Source organism: Spongiibacter tropicus DSM 19543 (assembly GCF_000420325.1).
GTDB classification, from domain to species: domain Bacteria; phylum Pseudomonadota; class Gammaproteobacteria; order Pseudomonadales; family Spongiibacteraceae; genus Spongiibacter; species Spongiibacter tropicus.
In genome coordinates, this window is sequence record NZ_ATUS01000001.1 from 679793 (window position 1) to 696174 (window position 16382).

Annotated in this window: 13 protein-coding genes; 7 read left to right on the top strand and 6 right to left on the bottom strand. The window is 58.7% G+C overall.

The genetic code is table 11. The annotated features are described in order from the left end of the window. Window positions 1-151 precede the first annotated feature (151 nt). Together G411_RS0103280 and sthA are read right to left on the bottom strand one after the other, a co-directional pair. On the bottom strand, window positions 152-346 hold the full coding sequence (locus G411_RS0103280) for a PA3496 family putative envelope integrity protein (RefSeq protein WP_157581106.1): 195 nt from the start codon (window positions 344-346) through the stop codon (window positions 152-154). A 158-nt stretch (window positions 347-504) separates the two neighbouring features. Continuing rightward, on the bottom strand, window positions 505-1896 hold the full coding sequence (gene sthA, locus G411_RS0103285; protein WP_022957748.1) for a Si-specific NAD(P)(+) transhydrogenase: 1392 nt from the start codon (window positions 1894-1896) through the stop codon (window positions 505-507). Between the two features lie 148 nt (window positions 1897-2044). Between sthA and G411_RS19155 the strand changes: the two genes are divergently transcribed. The 5 genes from G411_RS19155 to G411_RS0103310 all read left to right on the top strand — a co-directional run bounded on the left by G411_RS19155 (window position 2045) and on the right by G411_RS0103310 (window position 6265). Then, window positions 2045-2683 carry a class I SAM-dependent methyltransferase gene (locus tag G411_RS19155; RefSeq protein WP_022957749.1) on the top strand — a complete coding sequence of 213 codons (639 nt, stop codon included), beginning with the start codon at window positions 2045-2047 and terminating at the stop codon, window positions 2681-2683. An 87-nt stretch (window positions 2684-2770) separates the two neighbouring features. Continuing rightward, a complete protein-coding gene (locus tag G411_RS0103295; RefSeq protein ID WP_022957750.1) occupies window positions 2771-3298 on the top strand; it encodes a phosphatase PAP2 family protein in 528 nt (175 codons plus the stop codon). Window positions 3299-3345: 47 nt separating this feature from the next. After that, the gene (locus tag G411_RS0103300; RefSeq protein WP_028968108.1) at window positions 3346-4395 is read left to right on the top strand and encodes an MJ1255/VC2487 family glycosyltransferase; all 1050 of its coding nucleotides are present in this window, start codon (window positions 3346-3348) and stop codon (window positions 4393-4395) included. Between the two features lie 3 nt (window positions 4396-4398). Beyond that, complete coding sequence (locus tag G411_RS19160) at window positions 4399-5514, top strand: DUF2817 domain-containing protein (protein WP_051151234.1); 1116 nt, start codon at window positions 4399-4401, stop codon at window positions 5512-5514. Further along, a complete protein-coding gene (locus tag G411_RS0103310) occupies window positions 5507-6265 on the top strand; it encodes an alpha/beta fold hydrolase (RefSeq protein ID WP_022957751.1) in 759 nt (252 codons plus the stop codon). Before G411_RS19160 ends, G411_RS0103310 begins: the two co-directional genes overlap by 8 nt. Window positions 6266-6301: 36 nt before the next feature. Here G411_RS0103310 and olsF read toward each other — a convergent pair whose 3' ends face one another. The 3 genes from olsF to plsB all read right to left on the bottom strand — a co-directional run bounded on the left by olsF (window position 6302) and on the right by plsB (window position 11449). Further along, the gene (olsF, locus tag G411_RS0103315; RefSeq protein ID WP_022957752.1) at window positions 6302-8023 is read right to left on the bottom strand and encodes a bifunctional ornithine lipid synthase OlsF; all 1722 of its coding nucleotides are present in this window, start codon (window positions 8021-8023) and stop codon (window positions 6302-6304) included. A 15-nt stretch (window positions 8024-8038) separates the two neighbouring features. Beyond that, window positions 8039-8860, bottom strand: coding sequence for a UDP-2,3-diacylglucosamine diphosphatase (locus tag G411_RS0103320; protein ID WP_022957753.1), 822 nt, complete (start codon window positions 8858-8860; stop codon window positions 8039-8041). A 123-nt stretch (window positions 8861-8983) separates the two neighbouring features. Then, window positions 8984-11449 (bottom strand): glycerol-3-phosphate 1-O-acyltransferase PlsB, encoded by a 2466-nt coding sequence (plsB, locus tag G411_RS19165; protein ID WP_022957754.1) that lies wholly within the window; start codon window positions 11447-11449, stop codon window positions 8984-8986. 218 nt (window positions 11450-11667) lie between these two features. Between plsB and G411_RS0103330 the strand changes: the two genes are divergently transcribed. Next, window positions 11668-13167: a protein adenylyltransferase SelO gene (locus G411_RS0103330; RefSeq protein WP_022957755.1), complete on the top strand. Its 1500-nt coding sequence runs from the start codon at window positions 11668-11670 to the stop codon at window positions 13165-13167. 116 nt (window positions 13168-13283) lie between these two features. Next, a complete protein-coding gene (locus tag G411_RS0103335) occupies window positions 13284-14945 on the top strand; it encodes a hypothetical protein (RefSeq protein ID WP_022957756.1) in 1662 nt (553 codons plus the stop codon). Between the two features lie 64 nt (window positions 14946-15009). Here G411_RS0103335 and G411_RS0103340 read toward each other — a convergent pair whose 3' ends face one another. Continuing rightward, window positions 15010-16119, bottom strand: a complete 1110-nt coding sequence (locus tag G411_RS0103340) for a helix-turn-helix transcriptional regulator (RefSeq protein ID WP_022957757.1) — start codon at window positions 16117-16119, stop codon at window positions 15010-15012. Between the last annotated feature and the right edge of the window lie 263 nt (window positions 16120-16382).

Below are 16382 nucleotides of genomic sequence, written 5' to 3' on the forward strand. Positions count from 1 at the left end.
ACGTTGCCCGACATGGTAGCCCCGCTGGCGAGCCCCGGCAACAGGCCGACACGGCTACGCAGCAATTTACAATTTCAGGAGGATAATTAGGAGGCTAAAAAGCGGCGCCCGATAGAACACCGGGCGCTGAGAGACACCGTCAACGAGACGTTCAGATGTCGAAATCGTCGAGCATATCCAGCTCTTCCATCAGGCGTTTGCGCTCCAGCCGCTCTTCGATACGACGGCGAATACTGTTATCGCGGCCACCCATATTCGGGTTGTCGTCATAACTCGCACTGCTGTCGTCAAAGAAGTCGTCGTCCAGATCTTCGACGCTTTCCGATACTGCCATATCTCTTGCCATATCCTGCTCACTCCAGCACGGTCAAATACGGAAGCAACCAGCGGCGTTAGCGCGGTTGTTCAGGGCACTATTTATGCCCAGAACAACCCGCTGTCAATGAAAATTTATACCTATTTTTGCGATCTGTGCGTTCGCCTCCAGCCCTCATGAACTGGGGCTTACAGACGATTCAAGCCATTCAGGGCTGCCGTGCGGTACGCCTCGGCCATCGTCGGGTAGTTGAAGGTGGTATTCAGGAAGTAGCGCAGGCTGTTTCCGCCGTCCTTTTGCTTCATGATCGCCTGGCCGATATGGATGATTTCGGCGGCCTCGGCGCCAAAGCAGTGAATACCCAAAATCTCCAGCGTGTCGGCGTGAAACAGCAGCTTGAGCATTCCCACCGTCTCGCCGCTGATCTGTCCGCGGGCGGTATCCTTGAAGAAGGCGCGCCCCACCTCGTAGGGCACTTTCTGTTCAGTCAGCTCGCGCTCGTTCAGCCCCACGGAACTGATCTCCGGCAAGGTGTAGATGCCTGTCGGCACGTCGTCAACGAAACGGCAGTGCTCTTTACCCCTTGCCGATGCCGATGCGGCACGCCCCTGGTCGTAGGCGGCGCTGGCCAGTGCCGGCCAGCCAATGACGTCACCAGCGGCATAAATAGATGCCACGCTGGTCTGGTAGTGTTCGTCCACCTGAAGCTGGCCCCGGTGATCCGGCTCTACGCCAATGGAGCCCAGACCCAGTTGGTCGGTATTGCCACTGCGGCCGTTACACCACAGCAGCGCATCGGCATGCAGCCGCTTGCCACTTTCCAGTTTGACCACCACCTCGCGGTCGTTGGCCTCCACCTCGCTGTACACCTCACGGTGACGAATCATCACCCCTAGGTAGCGCAGGTGATAACTGAGGGCATCGGAAATTTCATCGTCGAGGAATTCCAACAGTCGGTCGCGGGTATTGACCAGCTCTACCTTGGCACCAATGCCCGAAAAAATTGACGCGTACTCGCAGCCAATCACCCCCGCACCATAAATAATGATCTTACGTGGGGTATTGGTCATTTTGAGAATGCTGTCGCTGTCGTAAACCCGCGGATGGGAAAAGTCGATATTGGCCGGACGGTAAGGGCGCGAACCGGTGGCGATAATAATTCGCCCGGCCGTAAAACGTTCCTCGCGCCCATCGCTGCAGGTCACCGTCAATGTGTGCGCGTCGGCGAAACGGGCATGGCCGCGAATAATGCGGATATTGTTGCGATTGTAAAAGCGGCTGCGCATCGCCACCTGACGGGCAATAACCTCGTTCGCATGGCTGAGCAGGCGGGGATACGTCAGTGTTCGAGGGTCGCCAATATCGCGAAAAATCGGCGTGCGATTAAAACGGATGGCCTGACGCACCATATGCCTCAAGGCCTTGGAAGGAATCGTTCCTTGATGGGTACAGGCCCCGCCGACCTGGTCTTGCTCTTCGACGACGGCGACACTCTGGCCGTGCTTCACGGCATTGAGCGCCGCGCTCTCCCCCGCCGGACCACTGCCAATTACCAGCACGTCAAAATCGAAATCGGCCACGCCAATCCTCCTTATAGAGCCCAAGGACACAGGAGCGAGGGGAAACACTCCGTCAAAGCAGTATACTACCCGCCCATCGCCAACAGGGGCATTCGACCTTGGTCGGCACAGAGTTTTTTGCCCATCACCGGCTTTCAGGAAAGGCACCATGTCCGTATCGTCAGGCCTTGATAAACACCCCCACCCAAAACAGCGGCAGCATTACGGCATTGACTACCTGCTTGCCAGCCACCCCATTATGCGTCGTCTGCGCGCAGCGGGCAGCACCCAGTTACACGGCAATAAAAATTGGGGCGCCGCGTTTCTGCTGATGGATTATCTCCAGCAGCACCCACTGACGCACCGCAGCCGGGTACTGGATGTCGGCTGCGGCTGGGGCCTGGGCGGCATTTACTGTGCGAAACATCTTGACGCGAGCGTCATCGCCAGCGACGCCGACTCTGCCGTTTTCCCCTTCTTGCAGGCACAAGCAGCGGTCAATAACGTCACCGTCGACTGCCAACCCTGGGCATTTGAGGACATCCCTGACGCGGAGCTGGCTCGGAGCGATTGCCTGATCGGCAGCGATATCTGTTTCTGGGACGACATGGCCGAGGCGGTCTATCAGATGATTGCCCGCGCCGTCGACGCAGGTTGCGGACAAATCCTGCTCAGCGATCCCGGACGGCCGCCCTTCCTGGCCGTCGCCGAAGCCTGTGTCGACGACTTTTACGCCGAGCTGCTGCCTGTCGAGGCCTGCAGCCAGCGCGATCACCGGGGGTTTGTTCTGCGACTGGAGAATCGCTGACCCCGCCACACTGTCGCATTTCTGCAATGACAGTGTCACGAATTTGCAAACGCCGAGGCGTAGGGTGACATTCGAGAGGATGAAACTATGCGCCTGATTCAATCAATTAATCAGTTCGATGTGCGGATGTTTCTGGCTTGCGTCAACACCCGCCATCAGCAACAGCTTTGCCGCGTCGCCTTCGGCGTTTCCAAAAGCGGTGACGGCTACACCCAGTTGTTTTTGCCACTGGGCCTGCTGGCACTGAATGTTCCCGGCAGCGGCTACTTTACCGCCGCCGTGGCAATCTCCTTTGCCGTGTGGCTGCCGCTGTACTGGGTGCTGAAAAACACCTGCCGTCGCCGCCGCCCACCTGCCGCCATCCCGCAGTTCAGTGCGTCGATAATTGCCTCCGACGAATTCAGCTTCCCATCGGGGCACACCGCCGCCGCCTTTCTGCTGGCCACCCTTGCGGTGCTGAGCTTCGGCGCTGTCGCCGCCGGCCTGTTTGTCTGGGCCGCCGCCGTCGGTGCCTCCCGCGTCTTACTCGGCGTCCATTTCCCCACCGATACCGTCGCGGGTGCCGGACTTGGCGTCGCCATCGCACATCTGGGTTATTACCTGGTGACACTGTAATCACCGGGATACCCATTCCACTCATTGAACGAGTCAAACACAGACAGATGAAAATTTTATACGGCGTGCAAGGCACCGGAAACGGCCATATTTCGCGCGCCCGCATGATGGCCAAACATTTCGCCGACAGGAATGTGGAGGTGGACTATCTATTCAGCGGTCGACCAGCCGAACAATACTTCGACATGGATTGTTTTGGCCGCTACGAAATCCGTCATGGCCTGAGTTTCACCACGGTCGACGGCCGCATCAATACCCTTCAGACCCTGCGCGATGCGCGCCCTCTGCAATTTATCAAAGACGTTAAGCAACTCGACCTGACGCCTTACGACCTGGTGCTGACAGACTTCGAACCGGTCACCGCCTGGGCGGGGCGACTGAAGGCCAAACCCGTTGTCGGGGTCGGCCACCAATATGCCTTCGGTCACCCCGGAGTGCCCGAGGACGGTGTTGATCTACGCAATCGTCTGGTGATGAAACTGTTTGCCCCCGTACGCTATGGCCTGGGCCTGCATTGGCATCATTTTGACGGCCCGATCGTGCCGCCGATCATCAACCCGGAGGAAAGCCGCCTGCCTTCTGCGGGCCACACGGTGGTGTATCTGCCCTTTGAAGACCAGAGCCGCGTCACCGGGCTGCTGCGACAGTTCCCCGGGCAACGCTTTATTCAGTATGCTCCGACGCTCAATGATCAGCAGCAGGGTAACGTCATGCTGCGCAAAACCAGTCTGCACGGCTTCAAGCAGGATCTGCGCAGCGCCGATGGCGTGATCTGCAATGCGGGATTTGAATTGATCAGCGAATGCCTGCATATCGGCCTGCCGGTACTGGCCAAGCCCGTCGCGGGCCAGTCGGAACAACTGGGTAACGCGGCCACTCTTCGTCAACTCGAACTCGCCAGCATCATGACCCACCTCGATAGCGAAGCGGTTGGCAATTGGCTGGAACAACGCCGCGCACCGGCGCCCCAGAACTACCCCGATGTCGCGGCAGCGATTTGCGACTGGTTGCTGAAAGGTGATTGGCAAAACCGGGACGCGCTGGTCGCCTCGCTCTGGCAGCAGCGCGATGCCTCCGCTCGACTGAACTGCGCCTGAGCCTTGACGAATCACGTACCCCCCAGCGACGAAGACGCTGTTTTCGGACCGCCACCGCTGGACGTGCACAGCGCTCTCGACCCCTATCGCGGCCGCCTGCACCGGCGCCTGCCGGAGCTTCTCAATGTTGAACAGCTCTGTCGGCACGGCGGCGACTTACTGAGCAGCCGCTGCGAAGCCCTGATCGACGTCGACGATTTCAAGCTCCCCCTCATCTCCCTGACGCTGGGCAAACCTGAAACCGCCAAACACTGCCTGCTGCTCACCGGCGGTGTGCACGGCGTCGAGCGCATTGGTACCCAGGTATTAATCGCCTGGCTGGAAACCGTATTGGAGCGCTGCCGCTGGGACCGTCACTGGCGATCACAATTTGAAGACGAAGTGGCGATCATCGCCCTGCCCCTGGTCAACCCCGCGGGCATGCTCCGCAACTCGCGCTGCAATGCCAACAGCGTCGATCTCAACCGGCACGCGCCGATTGACGCCGAAGACCGGGTCCCGTTTCTGGTCGGCGGGCAGCGCCTCTGGCGCCGCCTGCCATGGTATCGGGGACGCTATGACCGACAGGTTGAACCGGAGTTTCAGGTGCTGGAATCACTGATTCGCCGACACAGCCAAGCAGGCAGAACGATGATTGCGATCGACTTCCACTCCGGTTTCGGCTTTCGCGATCATCTGTGGATTCCCCATGCCTACCGCAAGGAAGCCATCGACGACATCGGCAGCTATGTGGCGCTCAAGCTGCTCTGGGAGCGCAACTTCCCCCACCACAATTACGCCTTCGGACCCCAGGCAATGCACTATCTCAGTCACGGCGATATGTGGGACTACTTTTATCTGCGCTGTCGCGAACAAGGTGTGAAGCTGCTGCCACTGACACTGGAAATGGGAAGCTGGTTGTGGGTGAAGAAACACCCCCGACAATTGTTCAGTTTTGCCGGGCTGTTCAATCCTACGGTGCCCCACCGCCATGCGCGGGTGTTGCGCGGCCACCTGTTGCTACTGGATTTTATGCTGGCGGCCTGCCGCAATACCGAACAATGGCAGCCACGGGGCGAACAGGAAATGCAGCTTCGCCAGATCGCCCAAAGCCTTTGGTATCGACAACTCGATGACTGAGCTATCGCTGCCCCGGCATTGGCTGTTCCTGCGCGGCCTGTCCCGCGAGAGCGGCCACTGGCAGCCCTTTGTGGATGACTGCGCTGCGCGCTTGGGCTGGCAGTGTCACACGCTGGACTTGCCCGGCTTTGGCAGTGAGCATCAACGCAGGTCCCCGCTGACCATTGCCGAGATCCGCTGCGATCTTCAGCAACGCTTCGCCTTGCCCGACGATGAGCCCTTCGGGATTGTCGCGCTGTCACTGGGGGGCATGGTCGCCTTGGACTGGCTGTACACGGAACCCCAGCGCATCCGCCATCTTATTTTGATTAACAGCAGCAGTGGTGACTGCCCGGTATGGCAGCGACTTCAGCCCCGCGCACTGCCCCAGGTCTTTCGCGGTCTAGTCTCGAGACACATCAGCACTCAGGAGCAGGCCATTATGAAAATGGTCAGCAACCGGCACGGCAACAACGCCGCGCTGCTCAGTCGCTACGTCGAGCTGCGCAACCAGCACCCCATCCAGCGCCGCAATGTGCTGCGCCAACTCTGGGCTGCCAGTCGCTTTCGCGCGCCACACGCATTGCCCGCCGATCGCTTGCTGTTTCTCGCCAGCCGCGCTGATCACATGGTGAGCTGGCAGTGCAGCCAGCAACTCGCCGACCGCTACCAGGCGCCTGTTGCGCTGCACCAGAGCGCCGGACACGACCTGCCGCTGGATGACCCGGATTGGCTAATCCAGCGCTTTGACGATATTGCAGGGAAGGAATAAGCAGGCGGCCAGACAGGCCGCCTTGGGGCACAGGTTCTACTGGCCGAGATAGCGCTTGCGACGCGCTGGCTTCATTTTCTCGATATCCACCAGCACCAGACCATCAATACAGTCGGCAAAATCCGGATCGATATTGAAATCGGCAAAGCTGACACCACCGGGCTCACAAAGCTCAGTGTACTGCTTGTACAGCGTCGGCACCGAGCAGCCCAGTTCGGCCAGCATGGCCTTTAACTCGGCAAATTCCCGCCGGTAGTCGTCGCCCTTGAAACGCGTAACCGCCGACTCGCTGCGGTAAGGCATTTTTGCGCTGGCCCAGTGAGGATCGACCACGCCGGACTCGCTGGAAAAATAGCAGCTATAGAATTCCAACAGGGCATCTTTGGCGGCGCGAGGCAGCTCATCACTCAGGCTGACGGGGCCAAACATATAACGCAGCTCGGGGTAGCGAGCCAGGTATTTGCCCACGCCCTGCCAGAGGTAATCCAGGGCATTGCGCCCCCAGTAGCGAGGCTGGATAAAACTGCGCCCCAGTTCCACACCCTGCGCAAACACGGCGTTCGCCGCATCGGGCTGGTAGTCAAACAGGCTGGCACTGTAGAGCGCCTGCCCCGGCTCCAATGCCGCGACACGCTTCAGGCGATAGGCGCCCACCAGCTCAAGCTGGTTGTCGTCCCACAGCACGATATGGTCGTAATAGGCGTCGTAGGCGTCTACGTCGCGACGCAGACCCGTGCCCTCGCCCACCGCGCGGAAGCTGATTTCGCGCAGGCGACCGATCTCACGCATGATGCAGCAGTCGCCGCTGTACTCGTAGCGATAAATATCCATGCCATCGCGGTTGCTGCCCAGGTGTTCGCAGTCACGAATGGCGCTGCGCAGTTCCCGTCGGTCCTCCGGGTGCGCAACCGGCTGCGCCTCGGGCATAAAGCAGGGCTCGCCACGACGGCGGCGCTTGCCGATCTTGTAAAGGTGGCGCTTGAACAGGCGCACTTTGGCCTGCGTGGTCAGCGGCAGATCGCGGTAGAGAGAAGGATCAATAGCCGGGCCGATGCTGACGCGCACAGTGCGGTTGTTCTGTTTGAACATTTCGCGGATCAGCCACAATGTCGACAGCGGCTTGGCCAGCAGCGACAGTGCATAGAAAAACACCGAATTCCTGGCGTTCATGTGCACCGGCAGAATCGGCGCATTGGCCCGCTCGGCAAACTTGATAAAGCCCGCCCGCCAGCGACCATCGCGAATGCCCGACGGGCTGAAACGCGAGACTTCACCGGCCGGGAAAATAATCACCGCGCCATCGCCTTCCAGGTGCTCGTGGATGGCCTGAAGGTTTTCCCGGCGATTGCGTTTACCACTCATATTGTCCACCGGCAGCAACATACTGCGCAGCGGCTTGAGGGCATACAGCACTTCGTTAGCCACGACTTTCACGTCGCTGCGCACTTCAGATACCAGCTTCAGCAGGGCCAGTCCGTCGAGGCTGCCAATAGGATGGTTGGCAATGATTACCACGCGCCCCGTGACCGGAATACGCTCTTTGTCGAGGGCACTGACCGCGTAGCCAAAATCAAAATAGTTCAGCACCTGCTCGACAAAGTCCCTGCCACGCAGATGCGGGTAATCCCGCTCGAACTGTTTGAACTCGGCCTCGTGAAACAGGTAACGCAGCAGCGCAGTGAGCGTGCGTTTAATATGGGGATTGCCCTTGGCAATACGGGGAAAACGTTCGTCGATAACCGAATCTACGGAAATCATATTGTCACCTCGTTGTTATCCGACCCGTCGCAGCGGCAGCACGTCTGCCACGGGTTTTGCAGCGGGTTCACCAACCCTTGCCAACATCTGGCGGGTCTCGGTCCACTGCAGTAATTCAAGCTCACCGTGCTCGCCCTCAGCCAAGAGCGTGCAGTTCTCAATCCAGTCGCCATCGTTGCAGTACAACAGTCCGTCGATATCCTTGAGTGCAGGCTGGTGGATATGTCCGCAGATCACGCCATCCAGACCGCGCTTTTTGGCTTCCTGCACGGCCGCGGATTCAAACACGTCGATCACCTGACGGGCATTGGGAATACGCTGCTTGATATAGGTCGCCAGCGACCAGTAGTGATGGCCGAAGCGGCGGCGGAAGAAATTGGCCCAGCGATTGAGAAACAGCAGCAGATCGTAAGCGGCATCGCCGACCAGATTCTCCCAGCGGCTGAGCTGCATGTGTTCATCCAGGCAGTCGCCGTGAAACATCAACAGACGCTTGCCTTTGAGGGTGGTGTAAACCGCTTCTTTGCGGATTTCGATAGGCCCGAAAATATGCCCGACATAGTCGCGGAACGGTTCGTCGTGGTTACCGGGAATGTAAACCACCCGAGTGCCGCTATTGGCCTTGCGAAACAGGGTGCGCAACACCTCGTAGTGACTGGCAGGCCAGTACAGCGTGCGGGACATGGCCCAGAGATCGACCACGTCGCCCACCAGATAAATGGTGTCGCATTCAATGTGATTCAGGCAGTCCAACAGATACTCGGCGCGGCAATCCTTGAAGCCGAGGTGGATATCGGAAAGCCATAGCGTTTTGTAGCGTTTTACTTGCTCGGTCACACCGGGCGCCTCTGTCGTTAAATTGATGACAGGCTAGAGCGCAACGATGACAAAGGCGGGACGGTTCTGAGGCAGATTTATGACAACCTTGCCCACCGGAACCGGCGGTGGGCAAGGCGTCGTTCAGCTGTCGCTGTTCATGGTGGGCTGGCGGATTAACTGCAACATACTTTGCTGGACATCGGGCCCCAGCAGGGCCACCCAACGCTGGCTGAACAGTTGCAGGCGGGCATCGCAGCGTACCCAGCGCTCGCCGTCACGATTTTCCTCATGCAGCAGATTCTGGGCAATCAGGGTATCGAGGTACACCCGGAACAGGTTTTTATCGAAGTACTCCGGCGCTTCCCGTCCGCTGACAATCGACAGCCGCTGGGCCATTACAATCAGGTTTTCTTCCACGGCACTGCGCGGCGCGGCGGTTTCCCCGGGCTCATGCACCAGCAGGAGACTGCTCATGGTGTAGCGTTCAAAGGTCTCGCGCAAAATCCTCCCCAGACCGGTCAGCACCGCGTAGGCATTGCTGCCCACTTCCGGGCGAGCCAGCACTGACTCGCCGCGACGCAGCAGCAAGCCCTGCTCGACCAGATTGTCGATATGCCTGTCCACGACATCATCGCAGTTGTTTAAATCGACCCGCAAAAACAACTCGCGCTTGAGGAAGGGCAACAACTGCATGCAGGATTCGCGCAATTCATCGATGCTGACCTGCTCACTGTGGCGGAAGAAACGCGCGATCAGACTGGGCATCGCCAGTACATGCATCACCGAGTTGCGGTAATAGGTGAGCATCACCGCCTCTTTGCCTGTGGCGGTAATAATCGGCCCCCAACGGTGATCGATGCGCGACAGCCCCGCCGTGCGTGCTGCAGCGTCGAGAATTTCCCGCGCGCTGCCCTCCGGCAAGGTAACATCCGCACTGTAGGGCAGGCGCTTCAGCAGCGCGACAAAGGCGTCGATCTGGTTCAGCAGCTCATCTTCAGCCATGGCACGCTGGGGGCTGGACAACAGAATCATCGCCACCAGACCGATGGGGTTAATGACTGCCGCCGAATTCACCCGCTCCATATTTTCCTGGGCGATGTGGTCGACAACCGCAGGGATAAAGCTTTCATCGCCGCTTTGCAGCTTGCTGCGCCACTCCGGCTCGATGTGGCTCAGGCAGTCTTCCAGCGCAATCGGCTCACCAAAGGCCACATGGGGGCTGCCGTAAGACGACTTGAAAATCCTTGTGGCCTTGAGCAGACCGCCCGCTGATTCGCTCTGCTTGGCGGCACCGCGCAGCTCCTTCACGTAGGACGCGCCTTCCACCAGCTTGTCGTAGCCCACATACACCGGCACCAGCGCGACCTTCCGCGCCGGCTGGGCGAGGAAACTTTCCACCGTCATCGCCAGCATGCCCTTTTTAGGTGGCAGCAGACGACCGGTACGGGAACGCCCGCCCTCCGGGAAAAACTCCACGGGGTAGCCCCGCCCCAGAATGACATCCAGATAACTTCGAAACACCGCACTATAAAGTTTCTGCCCGGCAAAGCTGCGGCGAATATAAAAAGCACCGCCCCGGCGCAGCAGACCGCCTACCGGCCAGAAGTTCAGGTTCACCCCGGCCGCAATATGTGGCGGCACCAACCCTTGCGTGTAGAGGCCGTAGGAAATCAGCAGATAATCGAGGTGGCTGCGGTGACTCGGCATGTACACCAATTGCCGATCGTTGGCAGTGCGGTTCAGACGCTCGACATGGTGCAGGCGAATGCCGCTGAAAATCTTGCGAAATACCCAGCTAAGAATCAGATCCAGCACCCGCAAAATCCGCGAGTCGAAATTGGCCGCCACTTCATCGGCCATTTTGCGGGCTTTTTTCTCGATTTTTGCGGCACTGAGTTTTTCTTCGGCCTGCTCCTCCTGCATGGCTTCGCGCACGGCGGGCCGACGCAGTACCAGATTGATGATCTCATGCCGCGACAGCAGACTGGGGCCCAGAGAGGCCGTTTTTCGGCGACTGAAGTAGAAGCTCAGGGTGCGGGCCAGCAGCACAGCGGCCGCTTGCGGCTCCTGCGTGCGCGCCACCAACTTCTGGAAATTAACGGGATAGGCAAAGTGCAGCATCACATTCTTGCGCTGGGCAATAATCACCAGCAGTTTGCGCAGCGCACCGGCGCGCTCACCGTCGCCCAGCAACAGTTTGAGAAACGAGGTTTCGCTGCCGGGGTCACGTCCCCAAAATACCGACACGGGCACGATCTGCAAGCTCTGCTCACCCTGCCCGGCCATCAGCGTTTCCATGGTTGCAGTGCTGCGATCCGCACCGCGATCTCCGGCGATTACGGGCAAATACAGGCAGCCCGCCTTTTCCGCCACAGGCAGTTTGCCGGGCGTACGGTGCAGCGGGGTGAGCCCCTCGGCACGCAGAATCCGCTCCAGCAGAAACCGGTCCGTCCAGCTATAGGTGCGCAACACATAACAAACGGGGCGCCCTTCCACAGCGTCACGCAAGCCATCGTCGACCTGCACAATATTGGGCCTTACCAGCGCCAGTACCGGCGTTGACACCAGGCGGCAGAACATGAAAAACAGCTTGGTATACCAGGACATGAATGTGTCGCTTCCCACAGTGGCTTGCCCGATGTCTCAACAGCTGAGCACCCGGTCTGAATAATCAATGCACGGCAATTTTACCCTGCCAACAGCAACCGCGTCGCCTGTTAGCAGCAATTTCACTGCGCACATCGCAAGTGCACAGGGCCCCGCGTACAATCTACAGGTGCTTCGTGACAAAGCATTTGCCCAACACCAACACAAAAGGCCCCGCTATGAGCGCCGTTCCCATCGCCTTCGACAACAGCTACCTGCAATTGCCGCTGCGCTTTTACCACCGCCAGACCGCCAGCCGCACTCCCGATCCGGCGCTGATTTTGCTCAATACTGCGCTGGCAGAGGAACTGGGGATAGATCCCGACTGGCTGCGCAGCCCGGAAGGCGTAGCGGTGCTGTCAGGTAATGCCGTGGCCGACGGCAGCGACCCTATTGCCTGCGTATATGCAGGCCATCAGTTTGGCAACTACAACCCTCAGCTCGGCGATGGCCGGGCACTGCTGCTGGGCGAGGTGATCGATACGCAGGGCCGGCGCCATGACCTGCAACTCAAGGGGTCTGGCCCCACGCCCTACTCCCGTGGCGGCGATGGTAAATCCCCGCTGGGGCCGGTGATTCGCGAATATCTGCTCAGCGAAGCCATGCACCGGCTGGGTGTACCAACCACTCGAGCACTGTCAGCCATGAGTACCGGCGACAAGGTGTATCGCGAGCGAGCACTGCCCGGCGGTATTCTCTGCCGGGTCGCCAGCAGCCATATCCGCGTGGGTACCGTGCAGTATTTTGCCGCCAGCAACGACGAGGGAGCCCTGCGCCAATTACTCGACTATGTCATTGCCCGTCACTATCCCGCTGCCGCCGAGGCCAACTATCCCTATGAGCAACTTCTCGATGACATTATCGCGGCACAAGCCGCGCTGATTGCCCATTGGCAGTCACTGGGCTTTATCCACGGTGTCATGAATACCGACAATATGCTGCTCTGCGGTGAAACCATCGACTATGGTCCCTGCGCCTTTATGGAGGCCTACCACCCCGGCACCGTGTTCAGTTCCATCGACCATCAGGGTCGCTATGCCTTTGGTAACCAACCCGCGATTGCCCAGTGGAATCTGGTACAACTGGCACAGGCCATACTGCCGATACTGCGCCGGGAAGGAGAGAGCGACCTCAAGCCCGCGGTGGAGCGCGCACAGAACAGCCTGAATGCCTTTACCTCGCAGTTTTTCAGCGCCTATCGACAGCATATGGCCAGCAAACTGGGCCTGAGCCACGCGGATGAGGCCGACGAACAGCGCTATCAGGCGTTTTTACAATTGCTGCAGGACCACGACGGCGATTTCACCCTCAGCTTCCGAGCCCTGCGCGATCGCGCAGCGCAGATCGGCGGTCTGACCGTCAACGATGCGATTGACGAGCTGTTTACCCTGCCCGCCGCCTTTGACGACTGGTTCGCCGACTGGCAACAGCGCCTTGATCAAGATTCGATGTCAGCGAGTGAACGCGACAGCATAATGCGCCGGGCCAACCCGGTCTTTATTCCCCGCAACCACCAAGTGGAAGCCGCCATCGCCGCCGCGTATCAGGGCGACATGGAAGGCTTTATTACCCTGAATCGGGTCTTGAGTCAGCCCTTCGAATATCGCCCGGAATGGCGTGATTATGCCCTGCCAGCAAAGGACGAAGAACGCGTAGACCAGACCTTCTGCGGAACGTAAGTCTTCACCGCCGTCAGGAACCGTTGCCCCAGCATCCCCTATTTGGGAGATGAGGACACGTCAGCGCTGTGGTCCCCTTGCCTCCTTGAACACTATGTTGTTGCACTGGAGGTAACATGAACACGTACAGACTTTCTTCGCTGGCTCTGGCAGCGGCCCTCACCGCCTGCGGAGGCGGTGGCTCATCATCAGGAGGTAGCGGTTCGGAAACACCCGCCGCGGCCAACGTCGGCGTGTTTACCGACAGCGCGGTTGCCGGCATTCGCTATGAAACATCGCCGGGCAACAAAAGCGGCACAACGACGGCGGTGGGCGAATACGACTACCTGGATGGCGATACAGTCACATTCAGTATCGGCGGCATCTCACTGCCTGCGGTCACCGCTACCGGACGCATTACACCGGCCGATATGGCCAGCACCGAACAGGCCGATCAGGTCAGCAATATTCTGCGCTTGCTCCAGTCGCTGGATGACGACGGCAATCCCGACAATGGCATCACGATCAGTGAAGGGATTCACACTGCCCTGGAAAGTGCGACGCTGACGCTCGGACAGTCGCAAGCCGCTTTTGAAACCGAGTACGCCTCAGCGGTGGGCACCCCAACAGAGAAAACGCTGATCAGCGCCGAAGAGGCAGAGGCCCATTTTGACGCCTCGCGGCAGGCCGATCTGCGCGGTAGCTGGCTATTCGTCGAGCCGGCCGGGGAAAGCAGCAATGGCAAAGGCCCCAACGGCGAAGAAGTGAATGTGCTCACCTTCCTCGAAGGTGATCGCTATATTGTCGCTCACAAGTACGGTAACGACGATCAGGGCACCGCAACGGCGGAATGGGGTTACTACGACTGGAACCCGAACACCGGCGATATCACCTTCAGTGCGGTCGGGCAATCCGACGGTGACGGCGGCCTTTGCGAAGAACTTGGCGAAGGCTGCGGCCAAGATACCGTTCGCCTGGTCAACGACGAGCTGCATCTGGGTAGCGAAGCCGACGCCACCGTGCCGTTTACCGCCATTCGAACCACAGATCCAGCAGTAGTGGGAAGCTGGTATCTGGCCGAAGCCGACGAGAAGTTCAACGTTGTGGTGACTATGGATGACGGCACTTACCTGGTCAGCCACAACAACCGCGACGGGGGCGACGCCTCGCTGCCGGAGAACGCGGCCACCTCAGAATGGGGCGACTATGAGCTGGACAATGGCGTTTTCTCGGTAACGGCCATCACTTCGGAAACGGACGGCGACGGCGGTCTCTCAGATATGACGGCCAACTGCTCCGCCGTCGAATGGGGAGAACTGAACTGTGAAGATGGCGATGAGGATTTCGGACTGTTTCGCGTCGGACGATTCCCCGTTGAACTGCGCATGTTCGACGACGATGGCGAGCGCATTTACAGCAAAACCGCCACCGTAGAGCGCAGCGCCAGTGAGCGTTTTGCCGAGGGCCAGGCCACGTCTTTCCGCTACGAGCTGCCGACGGAGGAAGGCTTCATTCAGGTGAACCTGAACGCCGATGGCTCAGGCACGGTGGACTTCTTCGGCGAAGAAACGAGCAACATCGAGAATGGCTGGCGCGTGAACACGGCGGGCACTCTCGACTACTACGAAACCATGGAAGACGGCTCAACCGGCCACTGGGTCTTTGCTCCGCTCAAGGATCGAAACGGCAAGGATATCGTGCTGGTGACCTTTTCCCACGTCGACGGTGACACCCAACACCTGAGTGGGTTCTTTATCAGCGAACTGAGCGAACCCGACCAGGTCGTACAAGTTAAATAACGCCGGGCCCTGCAGGGAGTGGGCAATTCCACTGCCTGCAGGGATTTTCTTTTGGCCTGTCAATCTAGCGCAACAGCGCTGACAGGATGGTACTGACCAACTCTCCCTGCCGCGTGCAGGCGGTTTTCTGAAATACCTGTTTAAGCTGGTATCGCACCGTGCTGATCTTGCGTCCCAGCGTATCGGCAATATGCTGCAAATCCATTCCCGCCACCAACTGCTCACACACCTGCGCTTCAGCCCAAGTCAAATCAAAATACCCGGCTATCTGCTCTGCGTTAGGCAATTCACGACTGCCCGGTTCATAAATACTCACCAGCGCGCCACCCGCCAAAAGCTCGCTGCTTTCGATAGACCGCAATACAAAGATAAGGGGTTGGCGGCCCCGCCGTTTAAGGAACAGGGTTTCGGTATAGTGGCCCTCGCGACCGATACTGGCGCGCACCACCTGAGTCGATGCAAGAAAAAAAGCTGATTGCAGCTCATTCTCCGAAAAACTCAGGCGCTCATCGCGAATCGCCAGACTGCGTTCCCGGTCGAGCAACAACTGCGCCGCTTTGTTGGAGTACAGCACGGTGGAATAGCTATCGAGCACCAAGGTGGCGTCAGGGAGCACGTCAATCACGGCCGCCAGCGACGATGCCGCCTCACTGCGCGATGCCAGTTGGCGATTTAACGCAACGGCTTGCCGTATGTAGGGAACGAGGCGATCCAGAGCCGCAATTTCACTTTCTTGGAATGGACCCTGTTCCACCGTCCTCTGGATGGTAAGCACAACACTGCTGGATTCCGAACTCTCGACAACAAGCCAGGCGGCATCCAGCATTCCCTGCTCTTCTTCCCAACGAATAGAGCCCTCATCAGGATTGGATTCTTCGACAAACGAAAGTGCCGTCTGGAATGTGCCGGGCTTGTGCTGAATTGCGGTGTTAATCACCACATCAACAGCCACCATATTGCTGTCGATGTACCAACTTAAAAGCTCTTCAGAAAGTCCGTAATACCAGACGTGCTCAATTCTCAGCGGCTTGCGGCTGATAACAAGCAACTCAGCCGCATCCCCGCCAATATAAAGGGTGAGCTGCTCAAGGAATCGGTGAAAACCATCCCTATCGGTGAGGGCACTGTACAGTGTCTGGATGAGATCAGATTCATTATTGTGTTGCAGATGCATAACGCGCTTTAGACCACTTGCCAGTACGTCGGCCGACGGGCGTATTACCGTTTTATTGTCATACTCATCTCGTCGCTACAGCGCGACACAATGCATGCACCATTATGGGGAAGTCAACTCTCTCCCACCCAATAGACCTTCGTCACAAGTTAATGCCTTTGATGACACTTAGCGCCAACGGTATGAATTATTAACCAACCGCAATGTAAAGCCAGTTGGCGGAAGGTGGGCCAACCGCTACCATCAGAAGTCGAATAATAATT